We start from the raw sequence: 20469 nt of genomic DNA, 5'->3' as shown, positions 1-20469 counted from the left end.
CTATTTAGAGTGAGTGTTTCCATCATTCGCTTTTTGATAAAAGCTGGTATATTTGTACTATTTATTTATTTGTGTTATAAATTATTTATGTTGCTTGCTGAAAATTTTCAACTTTAATGTAAAACGTTACACAGCTATTTGTTGTGTAACGTTTTTACATATTCTCTTCTATCTCTCCCATAATTGAAACAAACTTATGATCTCCTACGACAATATGATCTAATAATTGGATTCCCATTGTCTCTCCACATGACTTTAACCGTAATGTTGTATCAACATCTGCCTTAGATGGTGTTGGATCACCAGAAGGATGATTATGAGCAACGATAATTGCATGGGCAGAATGCTTTAATGCAATTTTAAATACCTCTCTAGGATGGATGATTGCACTATTCAAGGTACCCTTAAATAAAATTTCTTTATGCAAAATATGATGTTTAGTATTTAAAACAAATACAATGAAGTTTTCTTGTTTTTGTGACGTTAACTCATGATAAAGCATTTCAGCAATTTGATCAGGTTTTTTTATGGGAACTAATTGAGTAGAAGTCGTACGTGCATTAATGCGGTGCGCGATTTCAAAGGCCGCAAGTAAGGTAGTACTTTTGCTTTGACCTATGCCATCAAATGAGAGTAACTCTTGTAATGATAAATCTTTTAGAGATTGAAGTCCTTGGCTGTAAGAGAGTAATCTTGAAGCGATATCGATACTAGAATAACCTTTACTACCTGTATTAATTAATATGGCGATTAATTCAGTATTCGATAAAGATTTAGCACCATTTTGTAATAAGCGTTCTTTGGGCATTTCATCTGGAGAAAGATCTTTTATTCTTGGCATTATAAACCTCCAAACCAACTATTAAGTACAGGATACATATATGCAACGATAGAAAATGCGATTACAATTGAGGGGACTAAGGGAATCGTGTTTTTATAATGAAATCCAAAATAAAATATGGGGTATGTCAGCAGTGCAATTGGAAAAGTGAGCCATATCACATAAATTGAAAAATGCATAGGAAAAATGAAACTTATTATAATAAACAATTTAATATCACCAAAACCGATAAAACGTTGAAATAATATCCCTATTAAAAAGAGTATGCTGATTAAAAGTAATTTGACCAAAGAAAATTTTAAAAATTGCGGCATCAATACGAGCGTCAATAATAGTAGCAACGCCAACAACCTATGAGGGACAATAAAATATTGGATATCAATCAAACCTAAAGAGAGAAAAACTAATATTAGAAAATAGAGGTAGAACCAGTAAATTTCAAAATGTCTTGATAAAATAAAAAAACTCACAACACTTCCTAAACATTCACCGACCCATAAATACTTTGGAATTGCCTTTTGACAGTAATGGCACTTCCCCCTTAAAAAAATATAGCTCCAAATCGGTAACACCATCCACCACTGTAATGTTTTTTGACATTGTTTACATTTTGAACGAGTAAAAATACTGAATTTGGAAAGTGGATCACCAATTGAAAATTGCAGTAGAAAACTCATGATACAACTCCCCAAATAGCACATGATAAACATAAAACACCTCCTTGGTATTATTATACGGACGAATGGGTTTAATACCTAATCACTATTTTTGAAAAGATGCTTATTAAGATTCTTTATAAAAAATAAAACGTGCTCAATCGCAATGACTTTATTATAAAAGCCATAGCTCATAAGCACGTTTCTTGTAAACATAAATTTTTTAGTAACCTAATTTCGCTTTTACTTCACTGATAAAATATAAGCTACCTGTAATGAGTAATGCATCCCCATCATAATTTTTTATAAAAGAGACATAATCCTCAATGAGTGACTTATTCTCAAATTCGACTTCATCATAAAGCGTTTGCTTCGGTAACGCTTTTGGAAAATCAAACTCTGTGACATAAAAGTGATTAGCAATCGTATTAAAAGCGTTTAACATATTTCCAATAGGCTTACCTTTAATCGCTGAAAAAAGAATATCCACTTTATCCAAAGCATAATAACGGCCCATTGTATCGACAAGCGCATCTACACTTTCTTTATTGTGAGCCCCATCAATGATAATTAATGGTGATGATGAAACTTTTTCAATACGTCCTATCCATTGCACACTTTCAATACCTTGAATCATCTTATTAAAATCAATATCTATAATTTGTCGCTCATATAATTCGATGAGTGCGGTTATCGCTAGTGATGCATTTTCTTTTTGATGTTCTCCCAACATTGTAAGGGCGATATTTTCCATTTCATAGTCTTTGTATCGGTACGTAAATTCATCGTCTTCTGAAACAACGAGAATATCTCGATCAAATTCCATCGCTGGCGCATTTAATTCTGTAGCAAGATCTCTTAAATATTTTAATGCTTCTTCATTTTTAACAGCATACACAAATGGGGTGTTCGGTTTAATAATAGCGCCTTTATCTTTAGCAATATCTAAATAAGAATTGCCTAAAATGTCAGTGTGATCTAAACCTATACTTGTCAGGATACTTAATATAGGTTGGATCACATTTGTCGAATCATTTTTTACACCAAGACCCGCTTCCACAATGACAAAATCAACGGGATGCATTTCACCGAAGTATAAATACATCATGGTTGTAATGATTTCAAATTCAGTCGCCACACCGAGCTCAGTTTCAGCATCCAGTGCTTCACTGACGGGTTTTACTCGAGCAACAAGTTCTACTATAGCTTCATTAGAAATAGGGACACCATTAATACTAATACGTTCATTAAAAGTTTCGATATATGGAGAAGTAAATGTCCCCACTTCATAACCATTATTCACTAAAGCTGATCTTAAATACGCGACTGTAGAGCCTTTGCCATTAGTTCCACCAACATGAATAGCTTTTACCTTCCGCTCTGGATTATTTAAACGTGCTAACATCCACTCCATGCGTTTCACACCGGGTTTTATTCCAAATTTAGTACGTTCGTGAATCCAATATAAACTATCTAGATAATTCATATTTTAAACTCCTAAGCTTTTAATTGTTCGATTCTTGATTTAACGCCATCAAATTTTTCTTGATATTGCGTTTGTTTCGCACGTTCTTCATTAATAATCTTTTCTGGTGCTTTATTCACAAAGTTTTCATTCGCTAATTTTTTATTAACACGATCAAGCTCTTTTTGCCATTTATCAAGTTCTTTTTCTAAACGTTCAATTTCTTTATCCATATCAATGAGACCTTCGAGTGGTAACACAACTTCTCCAGCTGTGACAACAGAAGTCATTGCCTTTTCAGGAATCGTCACTTGAGTTTCAATCTCAAGCTCACTTGGATTACAGAAACGTTCTAAATAATGACGATTTTCATTGAGTAAATCACGTGTAGCTTCATTTTTAGCTTGGATCTTAATTGGAATTTCTTTTGATAAAGGTGTGTTCACTTCTAAACGAGATTGACGCACCGATTTTATAATCTCAACTAATTGTTGCATGATTTGTTTACTATCATCAAAAATTAAGTTTTCATCAGCCACTGGCCATGCACTTGTCACGATAGACTCACCTTCATGTGGTAAGTTCAGCCAAATATGTTCTGTCACAAATGGCATGAAAGGATGCAACAATCTCATTATGCGATCTAATGTATAGCTAAGTACAGAGCGCGTAACATCTTTTTGGGCTTCATCTTCGCCGTTCATTGGAATTTTACTCATCTCAATATACCAGTCACAAAACTCATCCCATATGAAATTGTAAAGCACTCTACCGACTTCGCCGAATTCATATTTATCACTTAATTGAGTGACAGTCTCAATTGTTTCATTTAAACGCGTTAAAATCCATTGGTCTGCAACAGATAAGTTTTTAGACAGATCAATATCTTCGAACTTAAATTCATCACCAATATTCATTAAACTAAAGCGCGCAGCATTCCAAATTTTATTAATAAAGTTCCAAACAGACTCTACTTTTTCTGTCGAATAACGTAAATCATGACCAGGTGAAGACCCTGTCGCTAAGAAAAATCTTAAACTGTCTGCACCATATTGATCAATGACATCCATTGGATCTACACCATTACCCAATGATTTACTCATTTTTCTACCATCTTCAGCACGCACTAAACCGTGAAGTAAAACGTCATTAAACGGTTTTTGACCTGTAAATTCTAATCCTTGGAATATCATACGTGCAACCCAGAAGAAAATAATGTCGTAGCCAGTAACCAATACATTCGTTGGATAGTAACGTTTGTAATCTTTTGTAGATTCATTTGGCCAACCTAAAGTAGAAAATGGCCAAAGCGCACTTGAGAACCATGTATCTAGTACATCTTCATCTTGCGTCCAATTCTCACTATCTTCAGGAGCTGTCTCTCCAACATATATTTCACCTGTTTCGTTATGGTACCATGCAGGAATTTGATGGCCCCACCATAACTGTCTTGAAATCGTCCAATCGCGAATTTCTTCCATCCAACGATTAAATGTCTTTTCGAATCGTGCTGGAATAAAATCAATGCGTCCCTCACCTTTTTGATTTTGTAACGCTTGTTGTGCTAAGGGTTCCATTTTGACAAACCATTGTGTTGATAAATAAGGTTCTACAACTGCTCCCGTACGTTCTGAATGACCTACTGAATGAACATGATCTTCAATTTTAATCACAAGGCCTTCAGCTTCAAGATCTTTTACTAGTTTTTTACGACATTCGAACCGATCTAAGCCTTCATATTCCCCAGCGTTTTCGTTCATCTGACCAGATTCATTCATAACTATAATACGTTCTAATTCGTGACGATTGCCTATTTCAAAGTCATTCGGGTCATGTGCAGGTGTTACTTTCATCGCACCACTACCAAATTCTTTATCTACATAATTATCTGCAATAATAGGCAATTCTCGACCTACTCGAGGTAAAATAACTTTTTTACCAATGACATCTTGATAACGTTCATCTTCAGGATTTACAACAATCGCTGTATCTCCTAACATCGTTTCAGGACGTGTCGTTGCAATTTCAATATAGCCCGCTTCATCTGCAAAAGGGTATTTAAAATGATAAAACTTACCATTTACATCTTCATGAACAACCTCTATATCTGAAAGCGCTGTACGGGCTTCTGGATCCCAATTTATAATACGTTCTCCACGGTAAATTAATCCTTTATTGTACATATCTACGAATACTTTACGTACAGCTTGGCTTAAACCTTCGTCAAGTGTGAATCGCTCTCTCGAGTAATCAAGCCCAAGCCCTAATTTAGCCCATTGTTGGCGTATAAAATCTGCATATTCCTCTTTCCATTCCCAAGCCTTTTCTAGGAATTTTTCACGCCCTATATCATGACGAGAAATACCCTCTTCTTTCATTTTGGCTTCTACTTTAGCTTGCGTTGCAATACCTGCGTGATCCATTCCAGGAAGATATAAAGTATCGTATCCTTGCATTCTTTTCATACGTGTTAAAATATCTTGTAATGTCGTGTCCCAAGCATGACCTAAATGTAATTTCCCAGTCACATTTGGTGGTGGAATTACAATTGTATATGTAGGTTTATCCTGATCTTCAGTTGGCTTAAATAGTGATTTGTCCAGCCAATTTTGATAACGTCCCGCTTCAACTTCTTGCGGGTTATATTTTGGTTTCATTTCCATTAAAATCCCTCCGATAACATAAAAAAGAACATCTGTCCTCATATAGGACGGATGTTCCGTGGTACCACCTATTTTCAATAGTTCAACAACTATTGCACTCTAATGATTAACGCTCACGAAACGCTTTGACCTACTAAAAATGTTCAATCAAAGTTCAAGTGGGCTACCTTCGATAAGACTTTTATGCATTCACAGCGCCATGCACTCTCTTAAAAAAGCGACTTATTTACTCTTCCCAATATGATATTTAATTCATTATTATAGTATACTGAATTCATAATGAAGTCAATAAAAGGAGTAATTTTTATGAACCCATGTGCATTTGGTACACGCGATCCTATCTATTTGGACTATCATGATCACGTTTGGGGTAAGCCTTTATATGATAGTCAAGCCTTGTTTGAGCTACTTGCTTTAGAATCACAGCATGCCGGACTGTCTTGGTTAACCATTTTAAAGAAAAAAGAGGCTTATCGACATGCGTTTAAAGCATTTGATCCTTATCAAATCGCTAAAATGACAGATAAAGATATTGATGCATTAATGCAGTTTCCAAATATCATTCATCATCGCAAAAAATTAGAAGCGATTGTCGCACAAGCACGCGGCTATATCGCCATTGAGAATACTTATGGAAGTTTTAGCGATTTTTTATGGTCCTACGTTGATGGAGTTCCGATAGATTTTAAATACGAAAAACCAGAAGAACGCATTACGGTCAATGACACTGCTAAACAGCTTTCTAAAGACCTTAAATCTTATGGTTTTCAATTTATTGGACCTGTCACAGCCTTTTCATTTATGGAGGCCTGTGGCATGTACAATAGCCATTTGGTGGACTGTCCTAACCGGTAGCAATCAAAAAGGGAGACCACAGTCCCCCTTTTTTTATTTTTGTAGCTTTTCTAAACGTTATTGACGACGTTCACGAAATTTTAAATAATATGCGATTAACGGTGCAATAATAAATAAAATAAAAAATATTCTGAAGATGTGATAACTTGAAATCATTGCAACATCTCCACCGGTTTCAAGTGCTACTAACACAATTTGACTCATTCCTCCAGGCGCTGCACTTAAAAAAAGTTCATTAATAGAGGCCTTGTTTATAAAATGAATACATAACACCATCAAAAATGTGCCTAAGATTAATAATATATTTTGAAATGCAATGGCTAAGGCAATACGCCCTTTCATTCGTTCGATTAAGTGTGCTATCTGAATGCCGACGCGAATCATATATATCATTTGAGCAATAGCAATAATCGGATAATCTAGAGTAAAAGTATGTTGTGTGATTAAATTCCAAACCATCAAAACGACAATAGGCGCGAGTAACATTTTTGTTGGGAAATGGATCAAAGCCATTAAAAAATAAATAAGCGCAATCCCAATGATAAGGATTATGATGTCTTGTAGTTTTAAGACCTCTGTTAAATTTTGGTGAACCTCTAGGGTTGAATTGGTGTCTTGCCTAAAAACGAGAGATATGAATGGTACCAAAATCACTACAAATATAATACGTGAAGTCTGTGTCAAACTAACGACAAGAATATCTGCTTTTTTATTTTCTTCAGCCATCACAAGCATTTGACTTAATGCTCCTGGTATGACACTTAAGAGCGCTGTTTCTGTGTTAACATGAGCGATACGTCTAAATTCAATCGAAACGAGTAATGCTAAACCAAGTAATAATATCGTTACTAAAATTATCGACAACCATTCATTTTTAATATCGTTAAGTACGCTAACAGTAAAGCCGCTACCAATTTGAACCCCTAATAAAATGAGCCCTAATTCACTTAAAATCCATGGCCATTTAACCTCTAATTTAAAAACACGAACAACAATAATACTTGCTATAATAGGTCCAAACATCCAAGGTAACATGATATGAAGTGAATAAAGCACAAAACTACAGACTAATGTTAAAGCAAACAAGATGATATTGTTTCTTAGTAAATGATTCATAGTAGACCCCCACCACTCCTTGAAATAACAACACATTCATTAACCATGTAAAGGAGATCACCCTCACTTATCATTAGAAAGCCATCAAAATTTACGCTTAGATAAATTTTGATGGCTATTTTCATGCAACTTAAATAAGTAAAAAAGGCAGTAAAATATCTTTAGACAATGCGGCTTAGTGCAACATCAAATGCATCTAAAGTCTTTTGTATATCCTCTTTCGTATGTGAAGTTGATAAGAACATACCTTCGAATTGTGAAGGTGGTAAAAAGATACCTTCTTTCGCTAACTCGCGGTACATATGACTAAACATTGTCAAATCGCTTTGATTGGCCTGTTTAAAATTAGTCACTGGGCCTTCATTTAAAAAGAATCCTATCATCGATCCCGCACGGTTAATCACGATTGGAACATTATATTTTTTGAACGTCGCTTTTAATCCTTCTTCTAACATATCGCCTAGTGTATTAAAATAGTCATAGCTTTCTGGTGTTAATTGGCTTAATGTCATATAACCACTTGTCATCGCTAATGGATTTCCAGACAATGTACCCGCTTGATAGATCTCCCCACTTGGGGCAATATGATCCATAATCTCTTTCTTTCCTCCGAATGCACCCACAGGTAAGCCGCCACCAATCACTTTTCCTAGGCATGTTAAATCTGGTGTAACGTTAAAGTAACCTTGTGCACAGTGATATCCCACACGAAATCCAGTCATCACTTCATCAAAAATAAGGAGTGCCTGATTATCCGTTGTTATTTTTCTTAATCCTTGTAAGAACCCTTCAACCGGCGGCACAACTCCCATATTTCCTGCAACTGGTTCAACAATTACAGCTGCGATATCATCACCAAATTGATCAAAAGCATATTGAACAGCTTCCAAATCATTATATGGGACTGTTATCGTATTTTTTGCAGTACCTTCTGGAACACCAGGCGAATCAGGTAGTCCTAATGTGGCTACGCCTGAACCTGCTTTAATTAATAAAGAGTCACTATGGCCATGGTAATTCCCTTCAAATTTAATAATTTTATTTTTACCTGTGAAACCACGCGCAAGTCTTAACGTATCTAATGTGGCTTCCGTACCAGAAGAAACCATTCTTACTTTTTCGATAGAGGGCACTCTATCAATCACGAGTTGCGCTAAACGATTTTCCTCTAATGTGGATGCCCCAAAGCTCGTTCCTCTGTCAACTACACTATGAATGGCATCTATCACTTTAGGATTGCGATGCCCTAAAATGAGGGGGCCCCAACTCAAAACATAATCGATATATTCATTTCCATCTATATCATAAATTTTACTACCTTCTCCACGCTCCATAAATAGAGGCGGTGTGTCGACAGCTTTAAACGCGCGGACAGGACTATTAACACCTCCAGGCATTAATTTTTCTGCAATTTCAAATGCTTCACTAGACTTTTTATAACGCATAACGTTTGCCTCCTATTGATTCTCGATATATTTACATAAATCTTTCGCGAAATACGTAATGATTAAATCTGCACCTGCACGTTTCATAGAAATCATTTGTTCCATAACAACTCTTTCTTCGTCTATCCAACCATTTAAAGCTGCTGCTTTAGTCATACTGTATTCACCACTGACATTATAGGCAACCACGGGAATGTTAGTATGATTACGCACATCTCTAATAATATCCAAATAACTGAGTGCAGGTTTAACAATCATCATATCCGCACCCTCTTTTAAATCACTTTCTAACTCGCGTAATGCTTCTAAGCGATTCGCTGGGTCCATTTGATAGGTTTTTCTATCTCCAAAAGAAGGAGTGGATTCAGCTGCATCTCGAAATGGTCCAAAGAAACTTGAAGCATATTTGATTCCATAACTCATAATTGGAATGTGTTGGAAACCGGCTTCATCTAATCCATGTCTAATCTCAGTCACAAAGCCATCCATCATATTACTTGGAGCAATAATATCAGCGCCTGCTTTTACTTGAGAAATGGCAGTTTTAACAAGTAATGGTAATGTTTTATCATTATCTACATCATTTGTATGTTCATCGATTAAACCACAATGGCCATGATCTGTATACTCACATAAACAAGTATCTGCGATAACGAGAATATCGTCATATAATTTTTTAGCAATACGCGTCGCTTGTTGAATGACACCATTATCGATAAACGCACCTGTTCCGCACTCATCTTTTTCATTTGGAATTCCGAAAAAAATAAATGATCTAATGCCTAAATCATAAGCCTCTTTTATCTCTTCGTGAAGTAAATTCAAACTGATTTGGTATACATTTGGAAGAGAAGCAATTTCTTTTTTGACGTCATCTTTTTCTACAACAAAAATAGGATAAATTAAATCTTCTTTTCTTAAATGCGTTTCTCTTACCATTGCTCTCATAGTTGGTGAAACGCGTAGGCGTCTATGTCTATCAAATTCCATCATTATAAAACCTCTTTTCAACAATTTTAGTAATCATACTTTCAAGAGTTTGGACCTCTGCGACAAAACATGAATAACCTAACTTTCGTATTGTTTGCGCTGTTTGTTGTCCAATAGCAAAATAGATATTTTCATTATGTGGTGGTTTCGCCTCAAAAAAAGCATGTGCTGCTGAGGAACTCGCAAAGGTGATGGCATCTACTTGTCGATGCATCATCGTATCTAGAATCTCTTGAATGCTTTCATATTTGGGTTGAACTTCATACAAATCAATTTTAGTCACTTGTATGCCGCTTTCTTTTAAAGCATTTTGCAGGAACGTTCTTGCTTGACGACTTGAGGGTATCAGTACACGATCTCCCTTTTTAAAAGGGTGTTGGTTGAATAGCCCCTCTTGTGAAAAATCTGTTGGACAAAAATCTACGTCTATTTTCATCTTATCACATAGTTGTTTTGTTTTGACGCCCACTACGGCGAGTTGATCATATTTGATAAGTTTTAAATACGGATAAAAATATTTCACCGCATTCTTAGACGTAAAAATAAGCCAATCATAATGTGGACACAACGCCTTGTCATCAAAGTCTAACGCAACAGTTTCGATTAAAGGTACATGCTTAATCGCTACACGTTGATCTTGATATTCATGGGTTTGTGTCATCAATACAATTGGCTTCATCTAAAACACCTCAATAAGAATCGTTTAAAGCTTTTATAATTGCGTCAGCACCTTGTGCTTTTAAATGTTCACTTACTTTTTTGCCTAAATCAACAGGATCTGAACCTATTCTTTCATCTTCATAACGTTGTGAGCCATCTGGAGACATAACTAAACCTTTAAAGCGGATGTTGCCCTCTGGCGTCATTTGTGCATAACCTGCAATTGGAACTTGGCAACTTCCATCCATCTCTTTTAAAAATGTACGTTCGGCAGTCACACATTGCGCTACAGACGCGTTATGGACTTTATGTAATAATTCTAATAAATCATGATCCTCTTCGCGACATTCTATTCCTAATGCCCCTTGACCGATAGCGGGTACCATAAGTTGTTCATCTAAATATGTGGTAACGATATCGTCAGACCAACCCATTCTCTTTAATCCCGCAGCAGCCAAAATAATAGCATCATAATTTTCTTCTTTCAATTTGCGCAATCGCGTATCAATATTGCCTCGAATCCATTTAATTTCCAAATGCGGATATTTTGCTAATATTTGTGCACCTCGACGAAGAGAGCTAGTTCCAACTATACTCCCCGCTGCCAACTTATCTAGCGGTATATGATTTTTAGCGATATAGGCATCATAGGGAAGTTCACGGTCAGGAATACAACCAATCGTTAATCCTGAAGGTAATTCACTTGGGACATCTTTTAATGAGTGAATGGCAAAGTCGATAGAATGATTAAACAGTTCATTTTGGATTTCTTTGACAAATAAACCTTTTCCTCCTACTTTCGACAATTGACGATCAACAATTTGATCTCCTTTCGTTACAATTTCCTTTATTTCGATTTCTAAGGACGGGTCAACTGACTTTAATTTATCAATAAATTGCTGGCTTTGTGTAAGTGCCAATTGACTACGTCTTGAACCTACTATTAATTTACGCATAATTCATCCTCCAACCCTGATTTAAACACCAGTCCATTGGTGAAAATTTGATAATTGAGTGACTAATATCAAATTAATCATACAACAGAAAAATAATGCAATGTTACCATAAATTAACGCAAGTGACGAAAACTTGCGCAATAATCTTGATGTGATATAAACAATATAACAAATTAAAATCAATAAAGACGAAATGACTTTTAAATCGTAAAAAATAGGGGTACCCACTGATATAAGTCCCCATTGTACCCCAAGAATGAGACTTACAAAAAGTAGCATAGCACCAAGAAAAGAGCTATAAAAGACCCCTTTTTCAAGCGTTGCGACACTTCCAATTCTAAAATATTCTTGAGTAAAACGCTTTTCTTTGAGATTGCGAAACTGAATCAAATAAAGCAACGCATTCACAAATGCAATCGCGAAGAGTACATAGCTTAATAATGCAAACGAAATGTGAAAAACGAGTAATTCATTGACAGCATTTAAGCGCGTGCCATCAAGTCTAAATTGATTTGGATGAAAAGTATGAATAGCCATAAATAAAAATCCTAAAAGATTTAAAAATGCTATCATAAATTCTGAACTTCTAAAAACTGAAAATATAAATGTAATCGTCAGGATGAGCCATGTTAGAATATAAAAGCTTTCAATAATAGATGTTAGCGGGAGTTGACCCATCCAAAAGATATATAATACAAGCGAAATCGTTTGAAGCACCCACGTTAACCCTAACGTATAAAAACCAATATTTTGAAACTTACTATTTTTTTGCAATACATCTAATGTTAAACAAATAACGCTTATCAAATAAATAATAAAGATTCCTTCGTGGAAGCGAATTAAAAAAACTTCTTCCATAGCATCACCATTCTTTAATTATCGAGTAGAAAAAATCTTTGTTTTAATTTTAGTTTCTTTTTCTCAGCTGCTTCTGTTTTGTAGTCTGTAGATACATCTAAATCAAATATCGTTTTAAACAATGCTAATTTTTCTTCTGAATAGTGATCGTCACTGATTTCTTTTGCTTGTTTAATAGGGTCTTTTAACATTTGGTTGATAATACTTTTAGTATGCTTAGAAATGACTTTACGTTCACGTTCTGTGAGATGTGGCAATTTACGATCAAGACTAGCCATTGTATCTTGCTGAATAGTCATTGCTTTTTCACGTAAAGCACGAATTACTGGCACAACCCCTAACATTTTCACCCATTCGTTATGTTTTTCAATTTCTGCTGGTATGAGTGAAGCAATTTTCTCAGCTGCTTTTTCACGTTCTCTCATGTTTGCATCAACAAGTCCTTTTAAATCATCGACGTCGTAAATAAATAAATTTGCATTAACACTATCGATAGGTTCAATATCTCTAGGTACAGCAATATCGATGAATAGTTGTTGCGCATTTTTGTTAATATCATGGCTCAACTCAATCATTTCTTTCGTAATCACAAAACCTTCAGCACTTGTTGAACTAATCACAATATCCGATTGCGGTAAAAAGTGGGATAAATTACGCAATGATGAAGATTGAATGCCATGTTTTGAAGCCAAGGCTTCCGCACGTTCAACCGTACGATTCAATACAGTGATTTGACTCACACCCGCCCCTTTTAAGTTCAATATAGCAAGTTCAGCCATTTCGCCTGCGCCAATGACCAAGGCGTTGCGACGATGTAGCTTTCCATAGACTTTTTTAGCTAATTCGACTGCGGCGTAAGAGACACTTGTCGCATGATCAGCAATATCTGTTTCATGATGTGCTTTTTTACTAAATGTAATCGCTTGTTTAAATAATTCATTAAATATAATTCCTGTTGTTTCTGCTTGTTGTGCAGTAAAGAAAGCATCTCTCATTTGACCCAAGATTTGGGTTTCCCCAAGAACAATCGAATCTAGACCGGATGTTACTCGAAACAAATGTTCAACTGCCTCATTTTCAACTTTCACATCGCTAATTTGCTTAATTTCATCAACATCAAAATTAAATTCTCGCGCTAAAAATCGTTGAATATAATATCTACCCGTATGGATTTGATCAACTACCGCATAAACTTCTGTACGATTACAAGTTGATAAAATCACATTTTCTAAAATTGATTTTGTTTCAAATAACGTTTCATGTACGCGCCCCATATCCGCGTTATTAAAACTTAATTTTTCTCTCAATGATACGTTCGCAGTGTGATGGTTCACACTCACAGAAATAATATACATGATAACGCCCCCGTTATTTCTACAATACCCAAATTATAACATAGATGAGAGTCATTCTAATTAAAACTGCCTAAATTTATGTGGCGTTTATAAGAATGTCAACATTTCGTCAAACTCAATTTTCAATATATTGTGATATGGCCTTCCATATGAGGTCTTGCTTTGTTTTTTGTAATGAAGAGTAACTGATAATTTGATCACCAGCCTCGAGATCTAATTTTTCTTTAATAATTTTAATATGCTTTTGTACTTTACCTTTAGGAATTTTATCTTCTTTTGTTGCGATAATAAGCGTTGGAATTTCATAGTATTTTAGAAAATCGTACATTAACACATCATCTTCAGTCGGTGGATGTCTTAAATCCACTAATTGAATCACGAGTTTCAGAGGTTCACGTTCGGTGATATAGGTTTCTATCATCTTTCCGAAAGCTTCTCTTTGCTTTTTACTTACTTTTGCGTATCCATACCCAGGCACGTCCACAAAAATAAGTTGTTCATCAATATTAAAAAAGTTTAACGTTTGCGTTTTCCCAGGTTGTTGTGATGTTCTTGCCATATTTTTTCGACCAATCATACTATTAATGAATGTAGATTTCCCTACGTTTGAACGCCCACTTAAAGCAACCTCTGGTAAATTTAATTCTGGATATTGTTCGGGTTTTACAGCGCTAATTAAAATTTCTACATTGTTTGGATTGATATTCATTGTTTCACCTCATAAAAAAAGCCTAAGTTGAATCGTTACATTCAGCTTAGGCCAATATTAATGCCTATTGTTTATGCAGAAGTTTTCTTATCGTTAAGTAAGTGACCTTCTGAATCATATAAATCAGGCTCAGTTTCGTTTATAATTGTTTCTTCTGTAATGACGACTTTTGCAACATTTTCAGTTGAAGGCACATCAAACATAATATCAATTAATGCTTCCTCAATGATTGAACGAAGTCCTCGAGCGCCTGTTTTACGCTCAATTGCTTTATTACTAATGGCATCAAGTGCTTCTTCAGTGAACTCAAGTGCAACATCATCAAGTTCTAACATTTTTGTATATTGTTTAACAAGTGCATTTTTAGGCTGCGTTAAAATATTTTTCAATGCTTCAACATCTAAAGTCTCTAAATTTGCAACAATTGGCACACGTCCAATAAATTCTGGAATTAACCCATAAGTTTGTAAATCTTCAGGACGAATATGTTCTAACAATGAAGCATCGTCATAATTTGAAGCTTCACTACTAGAGAAGCCAATCACTTTTTCACCGAGGCGACGTTTGATAACTTCTTCGATACCATCAAAGGCGCCACCTAAAATGAATAAAATATTCGTCGTATCAATTTGGATAAATTCTTGGTTTGGGTGTTTACGTCCACCTTGTGGCGGTACACTTGCAGTTGTACCTTCTAAAATCTTAAGCAAGGCTTGTTGAACACCTTCACCAGAAACATCGCGCGTAATTGACGTATTTTCTGATTTTCGTGCAATTTTATCGATTTCATCGACATAAATAATTCCTTTTTCTGCTTTATCAATGTCGAAATCAGCAGCCTGAATAAGACGTAATAGAATGTTTTCAACGTCTTCCCCAACATAACCTGCTTCTGTTAGACTCGTCGCATCAGCAATTGCGAAAGGCACGTTAAGTGTACGCGCTAAAGTTTGAGCTAATAATGTTTTACCACTACCTGTTGGACCAATTAACGCAACATTACTTTTTTGCAATTCAACATCATCATCTTTAGGCCCTAATTGTTTTACACGTTTATAGTGATTATAAACCGCAACAGCTAATGATTTTTTAGCTTTATCTTGACCAATTACATAATTGTTTAATTGTTCCATTATTTCTTTTGGTGTAGGTAACTCAGTAAGTTCTTCTGCTTCGTTGTGACTCAATTCTTCCTCAACTATCTCAGAGCAAAGTTCGATACATTCGTTACAAATGTATACGCCACTTCCTGCTACAAGCTTTTTGACTTGGTCTTGATCTTTACCACAGAAAGAACATTTTAAGTTTTCTTCATCTTCATTGAATTTAAACATAATTGATTACACCCCTGTTCTTCTATGACTATACTAAAATGCATTTTATTACGCAACCAGAAATACTTTCAAGTTATTTGCATAAAATAAGATAGGAGTGAGTGTGAAACCCTTGTGCATAACTTGGCTTCAATCACTCACCCCGCAACTTTCATTTATTTAATTGCTATTGGATTTATTAGCGAATTGTAAGACTTATTTTTCGTCGTCTTCTTTTTGCGTTGCTTCCACGAATTTAGCTTCATTGACTAATAAATCGATGACTTTTTTAACACGAACATCATTTTTAACAATATCCGTATTTCCTAATGTAGCCTTAATATCATCAACAGAAATACCAAATTGTGAACTCATGGTTTCAAGTTCTTTTTCAACATCTTCATCAGATGCCTCAATGTTTTCTGCATCTGCAATCGCAGCTAATGTTAAGTTCGTTTTCACACGTTGTTCTGCGTCTTCTTTCATTTGACCGCGTAAATCTTCTTCAGATTGACCTGAGATTTGGAAATATGTTTCAAGATTTAATCCTTGTTGTTGTAAACGTTGCGCAAATTCTTGAAGCATACGATCTTCTTCAGTTTTAATCATTGCATCTGGAATATCTACTTTAGCGTTATCTGTTGCTTTAGTAATTGCTTCTTCTTTTTGAACATTTTCAGCTTCAGTCGCTTTTGATTCTGCAAGTTGTTTACGTAAGTTTTCTTTGTATTCATCTACAGTGTTTGCTTCTGAATCTAACTCGTTTGCAAGTTCATCGTCTAATTCAGGAACTTCTTTAGTTTTGATTTCATTAATTTTTGTTTTGAATGTTGCTGGTTTACCTGCTAATTCTTCAGCGTGGTATTCTTCTGGGAATGTGACTTCAACATCTTTTTCCTCGCCGACTTTTAAACCAACAAGTTGTTCTTCGAAACCAGGAATGAACATACCAGAACCGATTTCTAAGTCGTAACCATCAGCTTGGCCGCCTTCGAATTGTTCGCCATCAACATAACCATCAAAGTCAAGGTTGACAGTATCGCCTTCTTCGACTTTACCATCTTCTTTGATGACCATATCAGCCATAGCTTCTAGACGTTGGTTGATTGTTGTTTCAACCTCTTCGTCTGTTAATTCCGTATCTTGTTTTTCAATTTCTAAACCTTTATAGTCACCTAATTCAACTTCAGGTTCAACAGTCACTGTTGCGTCGAATTTAAATTCTTTCCCTTTTTCAATTTGAGTGACTTCAATTTCAGGTTGATCAACAGGGCTGATACCTGCTTCTTCTACAGCATTACTATATGCTTTAGGTAGTAAAATATCTACTGCGTCTTGGTATAAAGCTTCAACGCCAAAACGTTGTTCAAAAATTGGACGTGGTACTTTCCCTTTACGGAAACCAGGTACGTTAATTTGTTTTACTACTTTTTTAAAAGCTTGATCTAATGCTTTATCTACTTCTTCAGCAGGAACAGTTACTTGTAATAACCCTTCATTGCCTTCTTTCTTTTCCCAAGTTGCTGTCATGTGTATAAACCTCCATGATATCCTATTAAAATTTTTCAACTTCTTTATTATAGCATAGGTTGGCAAGGGGATAAACCCAAGCGCCTATGTATTTAACATTTTAATAAAATCCACCACTTCGCTATAGTTTTGCTCAGAATCTATTGGTTCACCTATAAGCGATTTAAAATAGATGTGATAACCTTCTATCCAATCTTCAATAGATGCAATTGTTGAAAGTTCGATTGGATATAATGCAATATTATGCGTATTTAAGTGGACGTACGCTTCTTTTACTAACGATGGCATATCTTTTTCTAATTTGTCGACGACACGAGGCATGAGCGTATTTTTAAAGTCCGTGTGTGAAACACCCGGTAACGAAAATGGATTAACTTCAATTTCATTTTCAAATTTTTCAATTCGAACGGTTTGATTATAACGAGCAAATGTTAAATATTCAAGAATTAATGTGATAATCCGATAATTTAATGCTTCATAATTCAAATAAAATGCCAATGTTTCTGTAAATTGATAGGCTTGATCATCAATTAAATCTAAAATGAGTTTTGCTTGCTCTTGTGTTGAGAGTTGAACAAATTTCTGTAATTGATGTTGCATAAAGTCGTAACGTTGGTTGAGCTTAGCGTTTGCTTCATCTTTGATAGGTAGAAAAATCAATCGCGTCTGATGCTCTTTGACTTCATCAATTACTTGCTCAATGACATCGACCACTGCACGATATTGCTGTAATTGAAACAAGCTTTTTACGTAAAAAATCATCAATGTGTCATAAGGTTGATATCCTTGTATCATAAGTATGTTCGCTTCTTCTTTAAGTTCTAAGTAAGCTTGCACTTCCCACAAAGTTTGACATTTTTTTATCGCAAGAGAAGGTGTTAATTCATAATGTTTCTCATATTCTATAAATAAATCATAAACCTTTTCAAATTGCTCTTGTTCAAAATAAGTGTCGATATCATGTTCTATTTTCTCTCTTCTTTTAGGAAACGGGATAATATCACTCATCATGATCACCTATTTCATTTCTTTTAAAATTAGAGCACTCCATGATTCAAATTCGTTAAAATCATTTATTTTATCTAAAGATTTCCATTCTATTTTTAAAGTGTCCGTCTCTTTTGCCTCTATTTTATTCGAATTGACTTTTATTTTAAACACAACACCAATGTGCACTTGCCCTACTTCATTTGAGTCATCATTAATAAATCCTATATGCTCTAATGCATTCGCGTCAGTCACCACGAGACCCACTTCTTCTTCAAGTTCACGACTCGCATTCACTGTAATTAACGATGAGATGTTTTGAGCGTGAGGAACGTCATTCATATGTCCTCCCACACCAATAGAACTTTGTCCGTGTAAACGTGCTTCTCCCCCTCCTGACAAACGTTCATAAACTAGAATTTCCCCTAGTTCATTTTCTAGCAAACAATAAGAAATCAATTGCTTATAAGAAGGATCCTCTTCCATATCACCTCGACGTTTTATCTCATATTCATTTAAGGCTTCGAAAATTTCTGTACTTTTAGGGTTATGTTTTGCAATGAAGCCATTGAATGCATTTTTTTCATCATCAAAAAGTGTTTGACGTTTTACTACAGTAATTTGCTCATCAAATTTAGACATCATTTTCTCCTTTTTAACATGTTTTCTTAATGGTATCAAAGAAACCCTTAAGCTGAAAGAATTTTTATGTATGACTTACTCACACTATGTACAAAAACGCTTTTCACATAAAGAATTCTTCTTCACTGTGAAAAGCGTTTAATTGTCATTATTATTTTAAAGCGTCTTTTGCTTTGTTAACTAATTCAGCGAAAGCTTTGTCGTCTGAAATAGCAATTTCAGATAACATTTTACGGTTAATATCGATACCAGCTACTTTTAAGCCGTTCATTAAACGAGAATAGCTCATGTCATGTTGACGTGCAGCAGCGTTGATACGTGTAATCCATAATTTACGGAAATCACGTTTTCTTTGACGACGGTCACGGAATGAATATTGACCTGATTTCATAACTTGTTGTTTTGCTACTTTATATAATGTACTTTTTGAACCAAAGTAACCTTTTGCTAATTTAATCGTTTTTTTACGACGCGCTCTTGTTACTGTTCCACCTTTAACACGTGGCATAATAAATTCCTCCTTTTATCTCTGGGGTATGCAGCTCATACCATTTAAAATATCTTATTTAACGTATGTTAATAATTGTTTTACACGTTTTGCATCGCTTTTAGAAACTAATGATGCTTTACGTAATTGACGTTTTTGTTTTGTAGATTTGTTTGCGAATAAGTGAGAAGTGTAAGCTCTAGAACGTTTTAATTGACCAGATCCAGTTCTTTTAACACGTTTCGCTGCTCCGCGATGAGTTTTCATTTTAGGCATAGTGAGTTCCTCCTATTAATCGTTGTTTATTTTTCGTTAATTGGGGCTAACATAAGAAACATTTGACGGCCTTCCATTTTAGGCTTCTGTTCCACAGTAGCAACATCTTTACATTCATCTGCGAACTTTTCTAAAACACGTTGTCCGATTTCTTTATGTGTAATGGCACGCCCTCTGAAACGAATTGAAACTTTAACTTTATCACCTTTAGATAAAAATTTGCGACCATTTTTAAGTTTTGTATTGAAGTCATGTTCTTCAATTGTTGGACTTAAACGAATCTCTTTAACATTGATGATTTTTTGTTTCTTTTTCATTTCTTTTTCTTTCTTTTGTTGCTCAAATTTGTACTTACCATAGTCCATTATACGAGCAACAGGTGGCTTAGCATTAGGTGCAACAACAACAACATCTAAACCTAGACGATCTGCCATTTCTAATGCTTCATTTTTGGTTTTGACACCAATTTGGTCACCATTTTGACCGATAAGACGTAATTCTCTTGCACGAATCTTTTCATTTACTTGCGTTTGATCCTTAGCTATGGTTGACACCTCCATTAGTTTTACGAATGGTCCAAGTACAAAAAAGAAGCGAGGACAGTCTATGTCCCCGCTTCTAAATTCACATGAACTTCTTTCACATGTTATCGTTTACCTGCCAAC

20 protein-coding genes and 2 other annotated features (1 of these 22 only partly in view) are annotated in these 20469 nt (G+C 35.1%); of the genes, 1 reads left to right on the top strand and 19 read right to left on the bottom strand.

The genetic code is table 11. The annotated features are described in order from the left end of the window. Positions 1-154 precede the first annotated feature (154 nt). From radC to PYW36_RS05250, 4 genes are all read right to left on the bottom strand, one after another. Positions 155-841, bottom strand: a complete 687-nt coding sequence (radC, locus tag PYW36_RS05265; RefSeq protein ID WP_037574251.1) for a RadC family protein — start codon at positions 839-841, stop codon at positions 155-157. Next, complete coding sequence (locus tag PYW36_RS05260) at positions 841-1542, bottom strand: prepilin peptidase (RefSeq protein WP_255201405.1); 702 nt, start codon at positions 1540-1542, stop codon at positions 841-843. The genes radC and PYW36_RS05260 overlap by 1 nt, the downstream gene beginning before the upstream one ends. Positions 1543-1720: 178 nt before the next feature. After that, complete coding sequence (locus tag PYW36_RS05255) at positions 1721-2983, bottom strand: bifunctional folylpolyglutamate synthase/dihydrofolate synthase (RefSeq protein ID WP_037574258.1); 1263 nt, start codon at positions 2981-2983, stop codon at positions 1721-1723. Positions 2984-2994: 11 nt separating this feature from the next. Then, positions 2995-5625, bottom strand: coding sequence for a valine--tRNA ligase (locus PYW36_RS05250; RefSeq protein WP_103159051.1), 2631 nt, complete (start codon positions 5623-5625; stop codon positions 2995-2997). A gap of 40 nt (positions 5626-5665) precedes the next feature. Continuing rightward, positions 5666-5875 (bottom strand) — a binding site (T-box leader). Positions 5876-5931: 56 nt separating this feature from the next. Here PYW36_RS05250 and PYW36_RS05245 point away from each other — a divergent pair. Further along, entirely contained in the window at positions 5932-6480 is a 549-nt protein-coding gene (locus PYW36_RS05245) for a DNA-3-methyladenine glycosylase I (RefSeq protein WP_103159052.1), read from the top strand. A 57-nt stretch (positions 6481-6537) separates the two neighbouring features. On the opposite strand, the gene PYW36_RS05240 is transcribed toward PYW36_RS05245, so the two are convergent. From PYW36_RS05240 to infC, 15 genes are all read right to left on the bottom strand, one after another. Then, entirely contained in the window at positions 6538-7596 is a 1059-nt protein-coding gene (locus tag PYW36_RS05240; RefSeq protein ID WP_103159053.1) for an AbrB family transcriptional regulator, read from the bottom strand. 161 nt (positions 7597-7757) lie between these two features. After that, positions 7758-9041 carry a glutamate-1-semialdehyde 2,1-aminomutase gene (gene hemL / locus PYW36_RS05235; RefSeq protein WP_037574268.1) on the bottom strand — a complete coding sequence of 428 codons (1284 nt, stop codon included), beginning with the start codon at positions 9039-9041 and terminating at the stop codon, positions 7758-7760. A gap of 12 nt (positions 9042-9053) precedes the next feature. After that, complete coding sequence (hemB, locus tag PYW36_RS05230) at positions 9054-10031, bottom strand: porphobilinogen synthase (protein ID WP_103159071.1); 978 nt, start codon at positions 10029-10031, stop codon at positions 9054-9056. After that, complete coding sequence (locus tag PYW36_RS05225; RefSeq protein ID WP_037574271.1) at positions 10021-10710, bottom strand: uroporphyrinogen-III synthase; 690 nt, start codon at positions 10708-10710, stop codon at positions 10021-10023. The genes hemB and PYW36_RS05225 overlap by 11 nt, the downstream gene beginning before the upstream one ends. Positions 10711-10720: 10 nt before the next feature. Beyond that, entirely contained in the window at positions 10721-11647 is a 927-nt protein-coding gene (hemC, locus tag PYW36_RS05220; protein WP_103159054.1) for a hydroxymethylbilane synthase, read from the bottom strand. Positions 11648-11668: 21 nt separating this feature from the next. Continuing rightward, complete coding sequence (locus tag PYW36_RS05215) at positions 11669-12505, bottom strand: cytochrome C assembly family protein (RefSeq protein WP_037574277.1); 837 nt, start codon at positions 12503-12505, stop codon at positions 11669-11671. 14 nt (positions 12506-12519) lie between these two features. Beyond that, positions 12520-13860: a glutamyl-tRNA reductase gene (gene hemA / locus PYW36_RS05210; RefSeq protein WP_037574280.1), complete on the bottom strand. Its 1341-nt coding sequence runs from the start codon at positions 13858-13860 to the stop codon at positions 12520-12522. 115 nt (positions 13861-13975) lie between these two features. Then, on the bottom strand, positions 13976-14569 hold the full coding sequence (yihA, locus tag PYW36_RS05205) for a ribosome biogenesis GTP-binding protein YihA/YsxC (protein ID WP_103159055.1): 594 nt from the start codon (positions 14567-14569) through the stop codon (positions 13976-13978). Positions 14570-14640: 71 nt separating this feature from the next. Then, complete coding sequence (gene clpX / locus PYW36_RS05200; RefSeq protein WP_103159056.1) at positions 14641-15903, bottom strand: ATP-dependent Clp protease ATP-binding subunit ClpX; 1263 nt, start codon at positions 15901-15903, stop codon at positions 14641-14643. 195 nt (positions 15904-16098) lie between these two features. Beyond that, the gene (gene tig / locus PYW36_RS05195; RefSeq protein WP_103159057.1) at positions 16099-17412 is read right to left on the bottom strand and encodes a trigger factor; all 1314 of its coding nucleotides are present in this window, start codon (positions 17410-17412) and stop codon (positions 16099-16101) included. An 84-nt stretch (positions 17413-17496) separates the two neighbouring features. Further along, a complete protein-coding gene (locus PYW36_RS05190) occupies positions 17497-18420 on the bottom strand; it encodes a hypothetical protein (protein ID WP_103159058.1) in 924 nt (307 codons plus the stop codon). A gap of 9 nt (positions 18421-18429) precedes the next feature. Next, positions 18430-19041, bottom strand: coding sequence for an NUDIX domain-containing protein (locus tag PYW36_RS05185; RefSeq protein WP_037574294.1), 612 nt, complete (start codon positions 19039-19041; stop codon positions 18430-18432). A gap of 151 nt (positions 19042-19192) precedes the next feature. Continuing rightward, positions 19193-19549, bottom strand: a complete 357-nt coding sequence (rplT, locus tag PYW36_RS05180) for a 50S ribosomal protein L20 (protein ID WP_037574297.1) — start codon at positions 19547-19549, stop codon at positions 19193-19195. A gap of 54 nt (positions 19550-19603) precedes the next feature. Next, positions 19604-19804, bottom strand: coding sequence for a 50S ribosomal protein L35 (gene rpmI, locus PYW36_RS05175; RefSeq protein ID WP_014613694.1), 201 nt, complete (start codon positions 19802-19804; stop codon positions 19604-19606). Between the two features lie 26 nt (positions 19805-19830). After that, on the bottom strand, positions 19831-20358 hold the full coding sequence (infC, locus tag PYW36_RS05170) for a translation initiation factor IF-3 (RefSeq protein ID WP_037574628.1): 528 nt from the start codon (positions 20356-20358) through the stop codon (positions 19831-19833). A gap of 25 nt (positions 20359-20383) precedes the next feature. Then, positions 20384-20469 (bottom strand) — a sequence feature (ribosomal protein L20 leader region); it runs 49 nt beyond the window's last position.

It is taken from the genome of Staphylococcus chromogenes (assembly GCF_029024625.1).
Taxonomy (GTDB): Bacteria; Bacillota; Bacilli; order Staphylococcales; family Staphylococcaceae; genus Staphylococcus; species Staphylococcus chromogenes.
Note: the sequence above shows the minus strand (reverse complement) of the source record. Positions and strands in the feature narration are given on the sequence as shown.

Excerpts from the sequence above, each read along its gene's own strand:
- hemB (WP_103159071.1), bottom strand. The coding sequence starts at position 10,031 with ATGGAATTTGATAGACATAGACGCCTACGCGTTTCACCAACTATGAGA.
- rplT (WP_037574297.1), bottom strand. The coding sequence starts at position 19,549 with ATGCCACGTGTTAAAGGTGGAACAGTAACAAGAGCGCGTCGTAAAAAA.
- PYW36_RS05255 (WP_037574258.1), bottom strand. The coding sequence starts at position 2,983 with ATGAATTATCTAGATAGTTTATATTGGATTCACGAACGTACTAAATTT.
- tig (WP_103159057.1), bottom strand. The coding sequence starts at position 17,412 with ATGACAGCAACTTGGGAAAAGAAAGAAGGCAATGAAGGGTTATTACAA.
- rpmI (WP_014613694.1), bottom strand. The coding sequence starts at position 19,804 with ATGCCTAAAATGAAAACTCATCGCGGAGCAGCGAAACGTGTTAAAAGA.
- PYW36_RS05190 (WP_103159058.1), bottom strand. The coding sequence starts at position 18,420 with ATGAGTGATATTATCCCGTTTCCTAAAAGAAGAGAGAAAATAGAACAT.
- radC (WP_037574251.1), bottom strand. The coding sequence starts at position 841 with ATGCCAAGAATAAAAGATCTTTCTCCAGATGAAATGCCCAAAGAACGC.
- PYW36_RS05240 (WP_103159053.1), bottom strand. The coding sequence starts at position 7,596 with ATGAATCATTTACTAAGAAACAATATCATCTTGTTTGCTTTAACATTA.
- PYW36_RS05260 (WP_255201405.1), bottom strand. The coding sequence starts at position 1,542 with ATGTGCTATTTGGGGAGTTGTATCATGAGTTTTCTACTGCAATTTTCA.
- PYW36_RS05225 (WP_037574271.1), bottom strand. The coding sequence starts at position 10,710 with ATGAAGCCAATTGTATTGATGACACAAACCCATGAATATCAAGATCAA.
- yihA (WP_103159055.1), bottom strand. The coding sequence starts at position 14,569 with ATGAATATCAATCCAAACAATGTAGAAATTTTAATTAGCGCTGTAAAA.
- hemA (WP_037574280.1), bottom strand. The coding sequence starts at position 13,860 with ATGTATATTATTTCTGTGAGTGTGAACCATCACACTGCGAACGTATCA.
- PYW36_RS05250 (WP_103159051.1), bottom strand. The coding sequence starts at position 5,625 with ATGGAAATGAAACCAAAATATAACCCGCAAGAAGTTGAAGCGGGACGT.
- PYW36_RS05245 (WP_103159052.1), top strand. The coding sequence starts at position 5,932 with ATGAACCCATGTGCATTTGGTACACGCGATCCTATCTATTTGGACTAT.
- PYW36_RS05185 (WP_037574294.1), bottom strand. The coding sequence starts at position 19,041 with ATGTCTAAATTTGATGAGCAAATTACTGTAGTAAAACGTCAAACACTT.
- PYW36_RS05215 (WP_037574277.1), bottom strand. The coding sequence starts at position 12,505 with ATGGAAGAAGTTTTTTTAATTCGCTTCCACGAAGGAATCTTTATTATT.
- hemC (WP_103159054.1), bottom strand. The coding sequence starts at position 11,647 with ATGCGTAAATTAATAGTAGGTTCAAGACGTAGTCAATTGGCACTTACA.
- hemL (WP_037574268.1), bottom strand. The coding sequence starts at position 9,041 with ATGCGTTATAAAAAGTCTAGTGAAGCATTTGAAATTGCAGAAAAATTA.
- clpX (WP_103159056.1), bottom strand. The coding sequence starts at position 15,903 with ATGTTTAAATTCAATGAAGATGAAGAAAACTTAAAATGTTCTTTCTGT.